The 14,812-nt window shown below is 62.4% G+C and carries 9 protein-coding genes; 2 read left to right on the plus strand and 7 right to left on the minus strand.

What is annotated here, in order from left to right:
• Nucleotide 1 precedes the first annotated feature (1 nt).
• The 4 genes from ACFQDI_RS06685 to glgX form a co-directional block, all read right to left on the minus strand.
• The gene (locus tag ACFQDI_RS06685; RefSeq protein WP_377164718.1) at nt 2–2,140 is read right to left on the minus strand and encodes a glycosyltransferase; all 2,139 of its coding nucleotides are present in this window, start codon (nt 2,138–2,140) and stop codon (nt 2–4) included.
• Nucleotides 2,137–3,417 carry an O-antigen ligase family protein gene (locus ACFQDI_RS06690; RefSeq protein WP_377164720.1) on the minus strand — a complete coding sequence of 427 codons (1,281 nt, stop codon included), beginning with the start codon at nt 3,415–3,417 and terminating at the stop codon, nt 2,137–2,139. Before ACFQDI_RS06690 ends, ACFQDI_RS06685 begins: the two co-directional genes overlap by 4 nt.
• On the minus strand, nt 3,414–4,793 hold the full coding sequence (gene murJ, locus ACFQDI_RS06695) for a murein biosynthesis integral membrane protein MurJ (RefSeq protein ID WP_377164722.1): 1,380 nt from the start codon (nt 4,791–4,793) through the stop codon (nt 3,414–3,416). The genes ACFQDI_RS06690 and murJ overlap by 4 nt, the downstream gene beginning before the upstream one ends.
• Nucleotides 4,794–5,088: 295 nt before the next feature.
• Nucleotides 5,089–7,311, minus strand: a complete 2,223-nt coding sequence (gene glgX, locus ACFQDI_RS06700; protein ID WP_377164724.1) for a glycogen debranching protein GlgX — start codon at nt 7,309–7,311, stop codon at nt 5,089–5,091.
• Between the two features lie 34 nt (nt 7,312–7,345).
• On the opposite strand from glgX, the gene ACFQDI_RS06705 reads away from it, so the two are divergent.
• A complete protein-coding gene (locus ACFQDI_RS06705) occupies nt 7,346–8,569 on the plus strand; it encodes a GDSL-type esterase/lipase family protein (RefSeq protein WP_377164726.1) in 1,224 nt (407 codons plus the stop codon).
• An 80-nt stretch (nt 8,570–8,649) separates the two neighbouring features.
• On the opposite strand, the gene ACFQDI_RS06710 is transcribed toward ACFQDI_RS06705, so the two are convergent.
• Genes ACFQDI_RS06710 through ACFQDI_RS06720 form a run of 3 tightly spaced genes read right to left on the minus strand, consistent with a single transcriptional unit; the run spans nt 8,650 to nt 12,288 of the window.
• Nucleotides 8,650–9,294: a response regulator gene (locus ACFQDI_RS06710; RefSeq protein ID WP_377164728.1), complete on the minus strand. Its 645-nt coding sequence runs from the start codon at nt 9,292–9,294 to the stop codon at nt 8,650–8,652.
• Nucleotides 9,295–9,299: 5 nt separating this feature from the next.
• Nucleotides 9,300–10,289 carry a DNA topoisomerase IV subunit B family protein gene (locus ACFQDI_RS06715; protein ID WP_377164730.1) on the minus strand — a complete coding sequence of 330 codons (990 nt, stop codon included), beginning with the start codon at nt 10,287–10,289 and terminating at the stop codon, nt 9,300–9,302.
• Between the two features lie 28 nt (nt 10,290–10,317).
• Complete coding sequence (locus tag ACFQDI_RS06720; protein WP_377164732.1) at nt 10,318–12,288, minus strand: ATP-binding protein; 1,971 nt, start codon at nt 12,286–12,288, stop codon at nt 10,318–10,320.
• A gap of 120 nt (nt 12,289–12,408) precedes the next feature.
• On the opposite strand from ACFQDI_RS06720, the gene ACFQDI_RS06725 reads away from it, so the two are divergent.
• On the plus strand, nt 12,409–14,805 hold the full coding sequence (locus ACFQDI_RS06725) for a DUF1592 domain-containing protein (protein WP_377164734.1): 2,397 nt from the start codon (nt 12,409–12,411) through the stop codon (nt 14,803–14,805).
• The last annotated feature ends 7 nt before the right edge of the window (nt 14,806–14,812 follow it).

Here is a 14,812-nt window from a genome sequence, read left to right on the forward strand (position 1 = left end):
GTCAGGAATGGGGAAGGGGAGAGGCGAGAGTGGGCGTGAGACTCGGCTCGAGTGCAGGCAAGACCGCATGAGGTGAGTCGAGCAAGGCGGCGAATTTCTGCAGCACGCTCTCGATGGAGAAATGCTCGGCGATGCGCGCGCGGGAGTCGGGATCGTGAAGAATACCAGATTCAAGCACTTCGATGCAGGCCTGGGCGAGAGCTGCAGGATCGCCCGGCGGGACCATGCGTCCGGTATCGCCCATGACCCAGCGGGTGTCGCCGATGTCGGTGGCTACGACGGGGACGGAGCAGGCCATGGCCTCGCCGACGACATTGGGGAAGCCTTCGCCAAACGCGGAGGAGGAGACGGCGATGTTAAGAGAGGCGGTGAGTTCGGGGAGATCGTGGCGCTCGCCGAGGATCTGGATGCACGCAGGGACCTGAAGCTCCTCGGTGCCAGCGCCGACGATGATAAATTCGGTGCCGGTTTTTTTCTCGGCGACGATTTTAGCAGCGGCGATGAAGGTGGCGTAGTCCTTCATGGGTGCATTGCGTCCAAAGCGGCCGATGCGTCCGGGGGTGGGCGTGCCCGGCAGCCATTTGGCGAGATCGAAGCCATTAGGAATGAGCTGAGTCTTGGAGGCGCGGTAGCCCAGGGACTCGTGCTGGCGTGCGCCGGTCTGCGTGTTGTAAGTGATGCGCGCAGGCAGCCTGGAGAGCGAAGCAAGGGCGCGGATGACGAGTGCGGAGCCGCGCTTCTCGTGCTTGAGGTCGTAGAGACTTTGGCGAACGTTCCAGATGACGGGCACGCTTTTGAAACGCATGAAGCGCGCGAGCACGGCGGCAAAGCAGCCGTGGTACATCCAGCCCATGAGGACGTCGGCTTTGGTTTCGCGAACGATGCGGAAGAGGCGCCAGAGGGAGGCGAGTGTGGGTTTGCCTGCGGGCATGTCGAGGCTGTGGACCTCATAGCCGCCCTCGTGTAAAGCGGTGGCGTGCTTGCCGCCAGCGGTGAGGGAAATGACGCTGTGCTGAAAATGCGGCAGCCCACGGATGAGCTGGGCGAGCATCATCTCAGCACCGCCGCTGCCGAGGCCGGTGGTGAGCCAGAGAACTTTTTTGGCGAGCAGGCGGCTGGTGCGCTCGATGAGTTTGGCGACGCTGAATTCCTCCACGATGCGCGGGCGGGGATCGTGCGGCGTGAAGGAACGCATGCACTGCGCGAGGGCGGCGTGATCGCCCACGGGGAAGATGCGGGATTTGTCGCCGATGATCCAGGCGCTGTCGCCGACGTCGCTGGCGATGCAGGGGACGCCGCAGGCCATGGCCTCGCCGATGACATTAGAGAAGCCTTCACCAAAGGCGCTGGAGTTTACGAGGCAGTCAAACTTCGCATACACGGTAGGCATGTCCTTCTGTGCGGGCATCCAGGTAAGGCGGTCGTCCAGACCAAGGCTGGTGGCGAGGCTGCGCATCTGCTGCTCATAGGCGGCATCTCCAGAGCCGATGATGAGGAACTGCGCGTGAGGAACGAGGGCCGCCGCGCGCAGGAAGGTGGCGATGTCCTTCATCGGGTTCATGCGGCCTACGAGGCCGAAGGTGGAGACTGCTGATGGCGTGTGAGGCCGGGGCTGGAACTTCTCCGTATCGATGCCGTTGGGGACGACGTGCATCTTTTTCGGCGGGTAGCCGCGTGCGGCGTAGTAGTCGCGCCCGGCCTGGGAGTTGCAGATGATGACGTCAGCAAAGCGGGCGAGGAGGCAGTTGAGGCGGAAGCTGAGCCTGCCGAGCACGCCCCAGAGATGAGCGTCGGTCTGGGAGTCGCGCACGCCCCAGACGACGCGGGGAAAACCGCAGAGTGGCTTCAGAAACAGCGCCATCAGATTGGACTCGGCGAGATAGCCATGCAGCACAGCGGGGCGGATGCTGCGTGCTGCTTTTACGAGGCGGATGAAGAAGCCTGCGAGATCCCAGCGGCTGCGTTTGCCGATGCAGACGGTGCGTGCGCCTACGGATTCGAGTTCATCACGGAAAGGGCCGCCGTAGAAGTGAAGCACGCTGACCTCGTGACCCTGCTGCACCAGCCCACCCGCGAGCAGCACGAGCTGGCGCTGAGCGCCGCCGTGGCCGAGATCACGGATGATGAAGGCGATTTTCATGGCTGTGGCAGCGGGGCGTGCGGGGAGGCCTGAGGTTTGGCGGGGGGCTTGAGCACGAGGCGGAAGCGACCTGTGAAAACGAGATTGCTGCAGACGGCGGCGGCAAACCAGTAGTGGGGAGATTCGACGATGATCTGGCTGCAAGGAATGAAGAGCCACAGGGGCACCAGGCAGTAAAAGCCGCGCAGCCTGAGCGTGAAGCAGCGGAAGGTCAGCAGAAGGAGGCCGCTGAGGTAGAGCAGCACGCCGGGAATGCCAATGTCGATCCAGAGAGAGACGACCTGGTTGTGGGGCTTCCAGATGCTGGTGCCGGCGCCGGTGCCGTGGCCCCAGAGCGGCCTCTTGCCCACAGCCTCCCAGCCGTCCTGCAGGTCTTTGCCGCGTTCGGGAGATTTGATGCGCTCAAAGTCCAGCTCATAGATGGCCTGGAGGCGGTCCGTGGTGTCCTTGTTGGTCATGAGGCCGACCTTGGTGGAGGTCTGGGCCAGGATGGCGACGCCGCCGATGGCGAGGGGGATGCTGACAGCAGCGACGAGCAGCATGCCCATGAAGTGCTGGCGCAGGTTGCCCAGCACGTAGCAGAGCAGCAGACAGGAAAAGACCGCCATGCCGCTGCGGCTGAGGGTGAGGGCGATGGCGGGTCCTACAAACGCGATGAGTGCGACATTCCACCAGAAGCGCGGGTTCAGCGTGAAGATGACCGAGAGCATCAGCGTGATGATGATGGGAGGATCATTGGGATCATCCGGAAAGCCGGCCATGCGGCCGGGGATACGGGTAAAGGAGCGGAAGCCCAGCCACTCGTAATACACGCAGCCTGCGGAGAGTACGGCGGTGCAAACGGCGGCCCACATGGCGACGCGACGCCAGGGCTCCGTGGAAAGCAGCAGCACGGTGGTGAAGGTGACGAGGAAGTTCGAGAGCAGGGACATGACCACAACGCTGTGGTCGCCCAGGGCGGTGATGGTGAAGCGCTGAAGAAATGCGGCGTCGAGCACCCGCAGCAGAGGCACGATGAGCATCAAAAAAGCAGGCGGGCAGATGCTGGGCCTGTTGAGCAGCGACATCACTCCGGCGCCCGCCAGCGTGAGCAGGGTGTAGTCGCGCGGCTTGAAGGGGATGACCCCTGCACCGTCCGCCCAGTAGAGGGCCTTGGTCATGGCGGGCACGAGCAGGGCCAGAGCGGCGATGATGAGCAGCCGTGCCAAGCGCTCGCGGCGTCTGGCGGCGGCCAGCATGAAGGCTGGCGATAGAGCGGGCTGCGTGGCGGAGCTCATGCGGCCTCCTTTCGGCGGATGACGAGAAGGCAGGTGGCGCAGGTGGCAAAAGCGCACACGGCATGCACGATGGAGGTGGAAAGCGCGATGCCCGCAGCGCCCAGGCGGCTCATCAAAAGCCAGTTGAGCGAGGCATTGAGAAACAGTGCGCTGAAGGCGACGGTGAGCATGTAGCGCGAGGCCTGCAGCGATATGACGACGCGCGCCGCCACGGTGCCGAGAACGTAAAAGGGGATCTGAAAAGACGCATAGCGCAGCACCTCCGCCACGCGCTGGGTGTCCTGCGGGCCGAAGGCACCGCGCTGAAACAGCAGGCTGACGATCCAGGGGGCAAAGACGCACAGCACCACCGTCATGGGCAGCGCCGCGCTGACGATGATTCCAGCGCTGGTGAAAAGACGCCGGCGCAGCCCATTCCAGTCACGCCGGGCGACGAGTTCGGCGAAGTGCGGGAAGAGCACGTCCGAGGCGGGGCCGGCGGTGACGGCGAGCACAATGGCGCAGACTTTGTCCGAATAACCCAGCACGGCCACGGAGCCTGCGGTGAGCCAGGCGGCCATCGTTTGATCCACCACCACCGCACTGCCAAAGGCAACGCCGCCGATGAGGAAAGGCATGGCATTTTGCAGCACCACGCGCAGCCCCGGCTCCCGATGGCGCAGGGTGCAGCGCCACCAGCTCAGCCTGCGCGGCAGGCGGCGCATGACTGCCACCAGCAGCACCGCGAGATGCGCCACAGCGCCCCAGACCGTGCCGTGCACCAGCGTCCAGGCACTGACCTGTTTTCCAGCGATCAGCAGGGCGGTGACGATACCGAGGGGCACGAGCATGGGGGAGGAGGCTGCCAGCAAAAAGGTCTTCCCTGCACGCAGCCATGCGCCGAGGTGCTGGGCCAGGCCAAAGCAGAGCAGGAAGGGCAGCAGGCTGCGCAACAGGCTGACGGAGAGCGCCTGCTTGGCTGGATCAAAGCCTTTTGTCGCCCATGCAACCACCCACGGAGCGGCCAGAACCAGCAGGCCACCGCAGAGCAGCAATGCAGCGAAATGCGACGCGACGCTCTGAAGCCCGAGGCGGTAGGCGCGGCGCAGGCCACGGTGCTCGCGCAGCTCGGCGTAGGCGGGAACGAAGGATTCAGGGATGCCGCCACCCAGGACAGAGCCGACGAAGGTGTAAAAGCCAAAGACGAGCATGAAGGCGTCCAGTTCACTCGCCGTGCCCAGCTTGTTGGCAATGAGGGCGTCCTTGGCAAAGGCGACGATCTTGCCCACCATCGTGAGCACTGCCACCACCAGGAAGCCCGAGACCATGGCCGACCCGGCCCCGCGTGCGAACAAAGCACGAAGGGAGGCTGGCAGGGCGAGGCGGATTGCAGGCATTCCACTAAATTATAAACACCATAAAACGATTGAGCAAACTTGAGGTCGGGATATTTAGGGGGCGACCGGGGTGTTTCAGTGCCCCCTTGGAGGTTTGGGGTCAGTCTCAAAGACTCCGTTTTGAGCCTGATCCTTGTTCATCGCCGTAAGCTCCGGATCATAGCGCGTGACTGTGGGATGGGGACGGCAGCCCAGATGGAATGGGGCTCTTGGTCCCCGGTTGGCAGGAGTGGTGGGTGAACGCAGAGCGCTAAGGGATCAAGATGATCCCTCTCCTGCGGTGGCTTGGCTGGGCTCAGGGCTTTGGCTCCAGCGTTTCCCGGTCTCCGGCGGCCAACTTCAGGCACACGATTCCCTGGCCTAGCAGCGGGTAATTTTGGGCACCTGCCAGACCGGGGGGGGATTTGGCCGGGAAGGAGGGGCAGAGGGCGGTGTCGAACACGAGTGACCAGAGAGTGTTCCCGTCTCCGGGGAGAATGAAGGGCTGGGGCTCCGCGCTGTTGTTGAAGAGCAGCAGGAGCGTGCTGGATGAATCATTCACCGGGCCCATCAGTGCGCCAAAGCAGCGGCGGGTGTCCTGGTGCCATTCCTCATGGTGCAGCAGGGTGCCGTCGCTTTCGAGCCAGAGGACGTCGCGCAGGCCGGTGGCGGGATTGAGCTTGCCGTCGAAGTAGGTGCTGCGGCGGAAGACCTCGTGGCTGCGGCGGAAGGCGGCCATCTGCCGTGTGAAGGCGAGCATCTCCTCGTCGCACTCGTGCCAGTCGATCCAGCTGATGTCGTTGTCCTGACAGTAGGCGTTGTTGTTGCCCTTCTGGGTGCGGCCGCGTTCGTCGCCAGCGATGAGGAAGGGGACGCCGATGGAACACATCATGGTGGCGACGAGGCCACGGCGGAGGCGGGCGCGGGTCTGCAGCACGGCGGGGTCAGTGGTGGGGCCTTCCACGCCGCAGTTGCAGCTGTGGTTGTTGCTGTCTCCATCGCGGTTGTCCTCCTTGTTGGCTTCGTTGTGCTTGTCCGCATAGCTGACGAGGTCGAGCAGGGTGAATCCATCGTGCGAGGTGAGGAAATTGATGCTGGCGAGAGGGGTGCGCTGATTCCAGCCAAAGACGTCCTGGCTGCCACAGAGGCGCTTGGCGAATTCGGCTGTGGCACCGGCATCTCCCCGCCACCAGCTGCGCACGGTGTCGCGGTATTTGCCATTGAGCTCACGCCAGGGCTCGGGGAAATTCCCCACCTGGTAGCTGTCCATGCGTGAGATGTCCCAGGCCTCAGCGATGAGCTTGACCCGCGAGAGCACGGGGTCCTGTGCCACGGCGCTGAGGAAGGGGGACTGGCGGTTGAAGCCGTCTTTTTCATCGCGTGCCACAGTGACGGCGAGGTCAAAGCGGAAGCCGTCCACGTGCATTTCGGTGACCCAGTAGCGCAGGCTGTCGAGAATGAGGCGGAGGGCAGGCTGGCTGGCAGAGTCCACCGAATTGCCGCAGCCGGTGACGTTGACATAGTCTGCACCGTTTTCGCCGAAGTGATGGCGGTAGTAGCTGTGGTCATCCAGACCACGGAACATGAGGGACGGGCCGTACTCGTTGCCTTCGGCGGTGTGATTGTACACCACGTCCAGGATGACCTCGATGCCTGCGGCGTGCAGGGCTTTGACCATGGCCTTGAACTCGCGCACCTGCTCCTGCGGGTCCTTGGCTGCGGCGTAGGCATTGTGCGGGGCGAAGAAGCCGATGGTGTTGTAGCCCCAGTAATTGGTGAGGCCTCTGCCGAGGAGAAAGCCATCGTCCAGATGCTGGTGCACTGGGAGAAGCTGCACGCTGGTGATGCCGAGCTGGCGCAGGTAGGCGGTGACTGAGGGATGGGCGAGACCTGCGTAGGTGCCGCGCAGGGCAGCGGGGACGTCAGGGTGGGTCTGGGTGAAACCCTTCACATGCAGCTCGCAGATGACGGTGTCCTGCCAGGGGATGCGCGGTCTGGTATCGCCAGACCAGTCGAAGGATTCATCGACGACGACGCATTTCAGGGCGTGGGGGCCGTTGTCGATGCGGCCAAGGCTGTGTCGAGGGTCCGGCAGGGTGCGCATGTGCTCGGCCTCGTCCGGTGTGCCGTGGATGGCGCGGGCATAGGGGTCGAGCATGAGCTTTTTGGAATTGAAGCGCATGGCATTCTGAGGCAGCCAGGGACCATGGGCTCGGTAGCCGTAGAGGGTGCCGGCCCTGACGCCACGGACGGTGGCGTGCCAGAGATCGCACTCGGTGCGCTCCATGCGGATGCGGGCGGTCTCTCGGGTGGCGTCTTTGGGATCATAGAGGCATAGATCCATGGCGATGGCATGCCGGGAGTGGACGACGAAACGCGTGCTGTCTCCCAAAAGGGTGACACCAGGGGAAAGGGGCTCTCCATGGATCTCAAAGGAAACCGGCATGGAGGAGTCGCTCAGGGGCACGCGGCGGGTCTGAGCGGGGGCGGCTGGCTTGCGGGCAAATTTGCGTTTCAGGCTGGTCAGCAAAGGTTGCATGAGTCTCACAACGCACAACGTTTGCCATGCCGCCATGAATTATCGACATTTCGCCCTGCTTTTTCTGCTGCTGAGCTCCACCTGGGCTTTGGCCCTCAAACCGGCGGACCCGGCGCGCTTTGAAAAGGCCATCCAGGCTTTTGAGGCGGAGGACGCCACGAAAGCTCCGCCCAAGGATGTGACGGTGTTTGTGGGCGCATCTAACATCCGGCGCTGGCAGTCGCTGCCGGAGAGGTTCAAGAAAACGCCGCTGCTCAACCGGGGCTTTGGCGGGTCGCAGCTCAGCGACTTGGTGTTTTTTGCCGACCGCTGTGTCATCAAATACCGCCCGAAGCAGATCTACCTTAACGCCGGGGGTAACGACCTCCATGCCGGAAAGACGCCGGAGGAGGTGCTGGGGGCGTTTGATGCCTTTGTGACAAAGGTGCGCACGGCGCTGCCTCAGACAGCGATCTCTTTCATTTCCATTCCTCCCTCACCCGCACGCTGGAGCGAGGTGGAGCTGGTGAAGCAGGCGAATGAGCTCATCGCCGCGTCCTGCGCCAGGCAGGGGGTGGACTTCATCGACACCTTTACGCTGCTGCTCGGTGCTGACGGCATGCCCCGCCCCGAGCTTTATGTGGAGGACAAGCTTCACTTTAGCGAGGCCGGGTATGATGTCGTGACCTCCGCGATCCGCTGGCAGAAGGACATTCTGGCCTTTGCGAAGAAGGATGCGGAAAAGGCGCCGCCGGAGCATCCCATCGTCTTCACCGGCAGCTCCAGCATTGTGAAGTGGAAGACGCTGGCGGAGGATTTTCCCGGGCTGCCGGTGATGAACCGCGGCTTTGGCGGCTCGGAGGTGTTTGACTCCTTCAACTATGCGCACCTGACCGTGATCAAGTACAAGCCGAAGCTCGTCGTGATGTATGCGGGGGGCAATGACATCGCCGCAGGCAAGACACCGCAGCGGGTGTTTGCGGATTTCAAAGCCTTCGTGGCCAAGGTATGGGCGGCGCTGCCGGAGTGCCGCATCTGCTACATCTCCAACGCGCCGAATCCGAAGCGCTGGAGCATGATCGACAAGATGATCGAAGCAAGCCGCCTGGTGGAGGAGTACACGAAGACCGACAAGCGGCTGCAGTTCATCAATGTGTACCCGCACATGCTCGGGACCGATGGCAGGCCAAAGCCGGACATCTTTGTGGAGGACCAGCTGCACATGAATGCAAACGGGTATGTGATTTGGAAGGAAGTGGTGGGGCCGTATTTGAAGTGACGGAGGTGTGCTCAATCGTCAATGACGGGTGGCTTGGGCGTCCTTGAGCCGCAGGACTGACGATTGAAGAAGTTCCGGGCCTACACCAGCCCCTCCTTCACGGCTTTGGCGATGGCGCTGCCGCGGCTGCGGACCTGGAGCTTGACGTAAACGCTGCGGATGTACTCGTCTGCCGTGTAGTAGCCGATGCCGAGCTGGGCGGCGGCGTCCTTGATGGTGCTGCCGTCCACGAGCAGTTTGAGGATGTCCAGCTCACGTGGTGTGAGGCCGTAGTCCTTCTGCGGCACGTTGGCTTTTGAGAACATCTCAAGTACGCGGCGGGCGATGCGGGGATTGATGGGCGAGCCGCCGGAGGCTGCACTGCGGATGGCGGAGGCGATGTCCTCTGTGCCGGCGGTCTTGAGCAGATAGCCGGAGGCTCCGGCACAGATGGCGCGGAAGATTTTGTCGTCGTCCTCAAAGACGGTGAGGATGATGATGGAGGCCTGGGGTGCGAGCTCGCGGAGGCGTGCGATGCCCTCGATGCCACTGACGCCGGGCAGCTCCACATCAAGCAGGAAGACATCGGGCTTTTGCGCAACTGTGGTGAGTGCTGCGAATGCGTCCTCGCATGCGGTGAAGCGCTGGGTGCACTGCATGCCGTCGAGGCGGTTGAGGGCGCGCATGAGGCGCTCGCCGTAGGTTTTATGGTCTTCGATGAGCCAGATGTGGATGGGGGCGGGCATGGACGTCAGGCCGGTCTGTTCTTTGTCAATTGATCGCGTATGGCGTTGCGGACCACCTTTTGCACGTGCTTGGTGGCTAAAGATGATTTGGTGGGGGCGTTGAATGCGGGCTGCTTCATCAAGACGTGAATCATGGCTGCCGCAGGAGTCCAAGCGACAGAGCGGAGGGCATCTTTGAAGCCTGCGACATGAGTGCCATGTTGAGAGGTGGACAGGCCATTGCACCAGGAGAGCCATTGGCATGTTTTGGCGGTGCCATATGCGGCTGCATTGATGTGGATACCATCCATCTCAAAATCGACTTGTAGCGATGGCTGATCCGCTGTGGAGAGCAAGGTGTCGTCTTTGCACGAGAAAAATTTTACGAGATCGAGAAGGCCACCTTGTGCATGGAAAGTTTCCCGCTGGAGTCCCAAGATAACACCGGGGAAGAGATGAGCGGTTTCGAAGAACTTGCGTCGTATCAGGGGCCACGATGGCGTGTTTGCGGACAGCACAGTCTCATCCGGTGCAAAAGTGATGCTTGTCCCGCGATCAGAGGAAACGGTCTTTCGTGGACTGGATACAGCGCAGCCATTTTCGAAACGCTGCTGCCAACGAAATCCGGCACGATGTGAAACAACCTCGACCTTGCTGGATAAAGCAGTCATGACAATCAAGCCGACTCCGCCTGGATTGAGATGGACGTGCGGGCTATGCCCATCTGCTGTCGGTGTGTCATGTAGCTCGGTGAAGAAGGTTTCCGCCAGCGTTTTTTCCTCCGTGCCTGGGACATCGTAAGGCAGCCCTGCACCGTCATCAGAAACACAGATAGATGAACCTCGATGGGTGATGTCGATTCTGCTGGCCTGTCCTGCAAGGTATTGGTCCAGCCCATTGGCCACCAGTTCATTCACTAGATGAGCTATGCCGCGTGGGCCTGTGTCCCCAATGTACATGCCAGGTCGAAGGCGGATGGCAGCGATGGTTGGGGAGGGCTGGAGCGGCGGACTCATGAGGCAAGAGGGGGCAGGCTAATTTAGTTTATCCAATCAGCGGCAAAGTCAGGGTCAGAGTGGTGCCTTGGGGGGAGGAGTGGATTTCGGTGGAGCCGCCGTGTTTGGTGGCGCGGCGCTTCATGTTTGAGAGGCCCATGCCTGCGGTGACGGTGGCGGGGTCGAAGCCCTGGCCGTTGTCCTGGATGGCGAGGACGAGGTTGTTTTGAGTCTGAGTGAGTGAGATGTGAACCTCGGTGGCTCTGGCATGGCGGGTGATGTTGTGCAGGGCCTCCTTGAACATCAGCATGAGATCGCGCTGGCGGTCGATGGGGAGGCGGCGTGTCTCCGCTTGGGCGTCAATGCGGATGGTGTGCCTGTGGCTGCGCAGCATGCGGTCAGCGGTTTCGCGCATCAGAACGGTCAGGTCATCGGTGCCGTAGCGCTCGCTCTGCATGAGGCGGGTGATGTCGCGCATGGCGTCCACGGTTTCGTCGGCGATGTCTTTGATCTCGGCCAGATCTGAGCGTGCGTGGGGAGTGTCCGGGGAGGTGGTGAGAAGGTCCTGGGCGATGAGGGCGATACTACCGAGGCTGCTGCCGATCTCGTCGTGCAGATCCTGGGCGATGCGTATGCGCAGGCGCTCGATTTCCTGACGCCTGGCGAGCCGCTGATGACGAAGCCATAGCAGAAAAGTGATGCCACCGGCCACGATGAGCCCGATGAAGATCACCAGCGCGATGCGCTGCCAGTGCTGATGGATGGCCAGGCTTTTTTGCGCGATCAAGCCGAGCTGATGCTGCAGCTCGCGCCGCTGAGACAGGGCGGTCAGCCAGCCGGGCCAGTCAGCGATGTCTGCGCTGCTGGCATAGCCGTCCACGAGGGCTTTGCGGGACCAGCCGTCACGCTCGGTGGAGTCGGGGGAAGTGACATCGCAGCCAAGGGCAATGTTTTTTCCTGCGGACCAAACCTGCATCTCCGCCATGGCGAGGACGACGGAGCCATTGCTCACATGCGGAGCGAGCACCTGGAGGCGAACGAAGCGTGCGCGGTGGGCACCGACGATGGTGACGACGTTGTCTCCGGGCAGGGCATCGTAACTGCCGGACTGAGGTGCGGGAAGGATGCGAGGCTCGTCATTTTCGTCTTCGCGCAGCTCGATCTGGTAACGGACAGGAAAGCCGTAGCCGTGGCTGTGGGCGAACTGTGGCGGGTGTGCAGGGAAGAAGCAAATCTCGTCGATGGGCTGCACGGTGCCGAGATCCACCTCCACCCAGGGATTTGAGTATGGGCGGCCCTCGCTGGTTGGAATGCTGCGGAAGCCGAGCGTAGGGCTGGAGCGTGTGCCCACGGGCGGGCCGAGGACGGTGTGGCCGTCCACGAGATTGATGCGGCCCCAGTCCGGCCGTGTGCCCTGGCTGCTGCTGGCACGAACGGCGGCCGGGCCGATGGCCTCCAGCCTTGCGCCGAGATTCTGACCATCCTGCAGGAGCATGACCTCACCCAGAGCAAAGAAACAGCGGCTGCCTGTGGTGTAGAGCCGCGTGGCGGTGATGCGCACCTTTTGTGCCATGCGTCCGCCTGCGGGGATGACCACTGGAAGGAGGCCGGGATTGGGGAAATCGGCACCGGTGTGGTCCGCGATGATGGTGCGCTCATTGTCCTCTCCCTCTTCAAGTAGCTCGACGTAGAAGCGCCGAGGAAAGCCGTAGCCTTGGCCCACGGATGCGCCATTGGGCGGAGGGGCGATGAGAACGACGGAGTCGATTTTTTGCGCCTGGCCGAGATTGAGCTCCACCCACTCGGCGGTGTCCGGAGAGGATGAGTAGTCGCTGTGCCAGCCGAGACGCTGGGTGAGCTGGACCTCGGGGGCAGGAGGCATGGAAGCGAGCTTTTCCTGCAAGGTGTGCTGCTCTGTGGCCAGGGCGCGCATGCCGGGAATCCATGCCGGGACATCCGCGCAAGCCAGCCCGCTCCAGAGCAGGAGAAAAGCCAGGCATGGATGGAGATGAGGCCACATGGTGTGCAAGCCTAGCGGGGGCTGCGGGGTGCTGCCAGTTTGTTCTGCCAAAGCCGCGGCCCCCGAAGATTCGGGGAGGGCGCATAAAACGGAAGCGGCTAGCGTTTGAACAAAACATCAATGACCCGCTTTCTGCTCCCTGCACTGACTGCCTCCACCCTGATGGCCGCCCACGCCACCGTGGGTGCTGAATCGCGTGACCTCGCCGGTCTGGTGAGACCTTTTTTTGAGCAGCACTGCAACCGCTGCCATGATGCGAAAAAGCAGAAGGGCGACCTGCGGGTGGACAACCTGATCGTGGATCTACAGTCGCCGAAGATCATGGGGCACTGGGAGGAGATCATGAGCCGCATCAACTCTGGCGACATGCCGCCGGAGGATGAGGCGAGGCCGAAGCCGGAGCAGATTTCTGCTGTGTCCGACTGGATCCTGCAGCAGCTTCGTGAGGCGGAAACAGTGCGCCAGTCGTCGGCGGGTGAGCGTGTGGCCTTTCGCAAGCTGACGCGTGATGAGTATGCCAACACGATCCGCGATCTGCTGGGTGTGAACTTTGATGTGAAAGCGCCGAGTGGACTGCCGGAAGATCCGGACTGGAAGGGATTTGAGCGCATTGGCTCGGTGCTGACGCTCTCGCCGGCGCATGTGGAGAAATATCTGAGCGCAGCGGATGCCATCCTGGACGAGGCGCTCTCCATCCGGCCGGAGCCAAAGCGTGAGGTGATCCGCTGGGAGGCCTTTGACATGCGGTGGAAGGGCTTCAAAGAGGAGTACGAGGCGCGCGGAATTGCGGACAAAGTGCGCATCGAGATCGTGCCGCGTAACTACACGACGGACTCGTGGAATATCGAGATTAAGACCACGGGCGACTACATCCTGCGGCTGAAGCTGAGCGGTCTGCGGCCTGAGGGCGGGCGGGCGCCGCGCCTGAAGGTGTATCTGTCGAGCATCAACACCACACTGATCGAACAGGATGTGGATGCGCCGGAGGACAAGCCCATCACGGTGGAGGCACGAGTGCATCTGGTGGCGGGCAAGTATCCGGTGCGGATCATCAACTCGGTGCCGGGGCCGAATCCGGAGGGGCGGCGCTCGCGCCACAGCGGCACGCCGAATGCTTTTACCACGACGCGCAGCCGTGTGCCGTGGCAGCTCAAGCTGACGGACGATGATTTCAAACCGATCCAGCCGACGCTGATCATTGACAAGGTGGAGTGGGACGGGCCGATCGTGGATTCATGGCCGACAAAGGCGCACCAGAAGATTTTTGTGAGCAAGGATGCGCGCGAGATTTTGACGCAGTTTGCCACACGTGCGTGGAGGCGGCCGGTGCAGGCGAGGGAGATCGAGCGGCTGATGCAGCCGGTGCAGAAGTCGCTGGAGCTGGGAGATCCTTTTGAGGTGGCGGTGAAGAACGGCCTGATCGCCGTGCTGTGTGCGAAGAGCTTTCTGTATCTGGAAGAAGGAGATGCAGCGAAGGCAGCGCCCAAGCTGAGCGACTATGAGATGGCGTCCCGCCTTTCGTATTTTTTGTGGAGTTCAGCGCCGGACCAGCGCCTGCTGGATCTGGCGGCGAAAGGAAGCCTGCGCGATGCGAAGACGCTGCGTGCCGAAGCGAAGCGCATGCTGGCCGATGGCAAGGCGGAGGCGTTTGCGGAAAGCTTTCCACGGCAGTGGCTGCAGCTGCGCAAGGTGGGCATGTTTCCGCCGGACAAGGAGCTGTATCCTGACTACGATGAGAACCTGGAGCAGAGCATGGTGGCCGAGACGCTGGGCTTCTTTGGCGAGGTGCTGAAGCGCAACGGCAGCCTGCGTGATTTTCTGGACTCTGACTGGACGATGATGAACGAGCGCCTAGCCATGCACTACGGCATCGAGGGCGTGCGCGGGGATCAACTGCAGCGCATTGCGCTCAAGCCGGAGCATCACCGTGGCGGGCTTCTGACGCAGGCTTCAGTGCTGAGCCTGACCTCTGACGGTACGAGGCACCGGCCGGTGCATCGCGGAGTGTGGATGCTGGAGTCGATCATCGGCAGGCCGCCGCCACCGCCGCCTGCCAACGTGCCCGCGCTGAGCACGCCGGATGCAAAGGCCAAAAAAACGACCGTGCGCGAGAAGCTGGAGCTGCACCGCTCCGACCCGAACTGCACCGCCTGCCACAACAAGATCGACCCGCTGGGCATCGCCTTTGACAACTACGACGCGATTGGCCGCTGGCGGACGGTGGAGACAATCAAGGACGGAGTGGGGGACAATCCCGCGCTGGACCCGAGCGGGGTGCTGCCCGATGGGCGTACGTTTGCCGACTCGGTGGCCCTGAAACATCTGCTGCTGGATGATCTTGACAAATTTGCCGCCGCCGTGACCGAAAAACTGGCGACCTATGCGCTGCGCCGGGGCATGACCTTCTCAGACCGCGATGAACTGAAGCGCATCGTGGAGGAATTGAAAGCGGGCGATTACAAGCTCGCGTCCCTGATTGAAACACTTGTCTCCAGTCCGCTGTTTTTGAAACGCTAAACCGACA

The organism is Prosthecobacter fluviatilis (genome assembly GCF_042655725.1).
Lineage (GTDB): Bacteria > Verrucomicrobiota > Verrucomicrobiia > Verrucomicrobiales > Verrucomicrobiaceae > Prosthecobacter > Prosthecobacter fluviatilis.

Excerpts from the sequence above, each read along its gene's own strand:
- ACFQDI_RS06685 (WP_377164718.1), bottom strand. The coding sequence starts at position 2,140 with ATGAAAATCGCCTTCATCATCCGTGATCTCGGCCACGGCGGCGCTCAG.
- ACFQDI_RS06690 (WP_377164720.1), bottom strand. The coding sequence starts at position 3,417 with ATGAGCTCCGCCACGCAGCCCGCTCTATCGCCAGCCTTCATGCTGGCC.
- murJ (WP_377164722.1), bottom strand. The coding sequence starts at position 4,793 with ATGCCTGCAATCCGCCTCGCCCTGCCAGCCTCCCTTCGTGCTTTGTTC.
- glgX (WP_377164724.1), bottom strand. The coding sequence starts at position 7,311 with ATGCAACCTTTGCTGACCAGCCTGAAACGCAAATTTGCCCGCAAGCCA.
- ACFQDI_RS06705 (WP_377164726.1), top strand. The coding sequence starts at position 7,346 with ATGAATTATCGACATTTCGCCCTGCTTTTTCTGCTGCTGAGCTCCACC.
- ACFQDI_RS06710 (WP_377164728.1), bottom strand. The coding sequence starts at position 9,294 with ATGCCCGCCCCCATCCACATCTGGCTCATCGAAGACCATAAAACCTAC.
- ACFQDI_RS06715 (WP_377164730.1), bottom strand. The coding sequence starts at position 10,289 with ATGAGTCCGCCGCTCCAGCCCTCCCCAACCATCGCTGCCATCCGCCTT.
- ACFQDI_RS06720 (WP_377164732.1), bottom strand. The coding sequence starts at position 12,288 with ATGTGGCCTCATCTCCATCCATGCCTGGCTTTTCTCCTGCTCTGGAGC.
- ACFQDI_RS06725 (WP_377164734.1), top strand. The coding sequence starts at position 12,409 with ATGACCCGCTTTCTGCTCCCTGCACTGACTGCCTCCACCCTGATGGCC.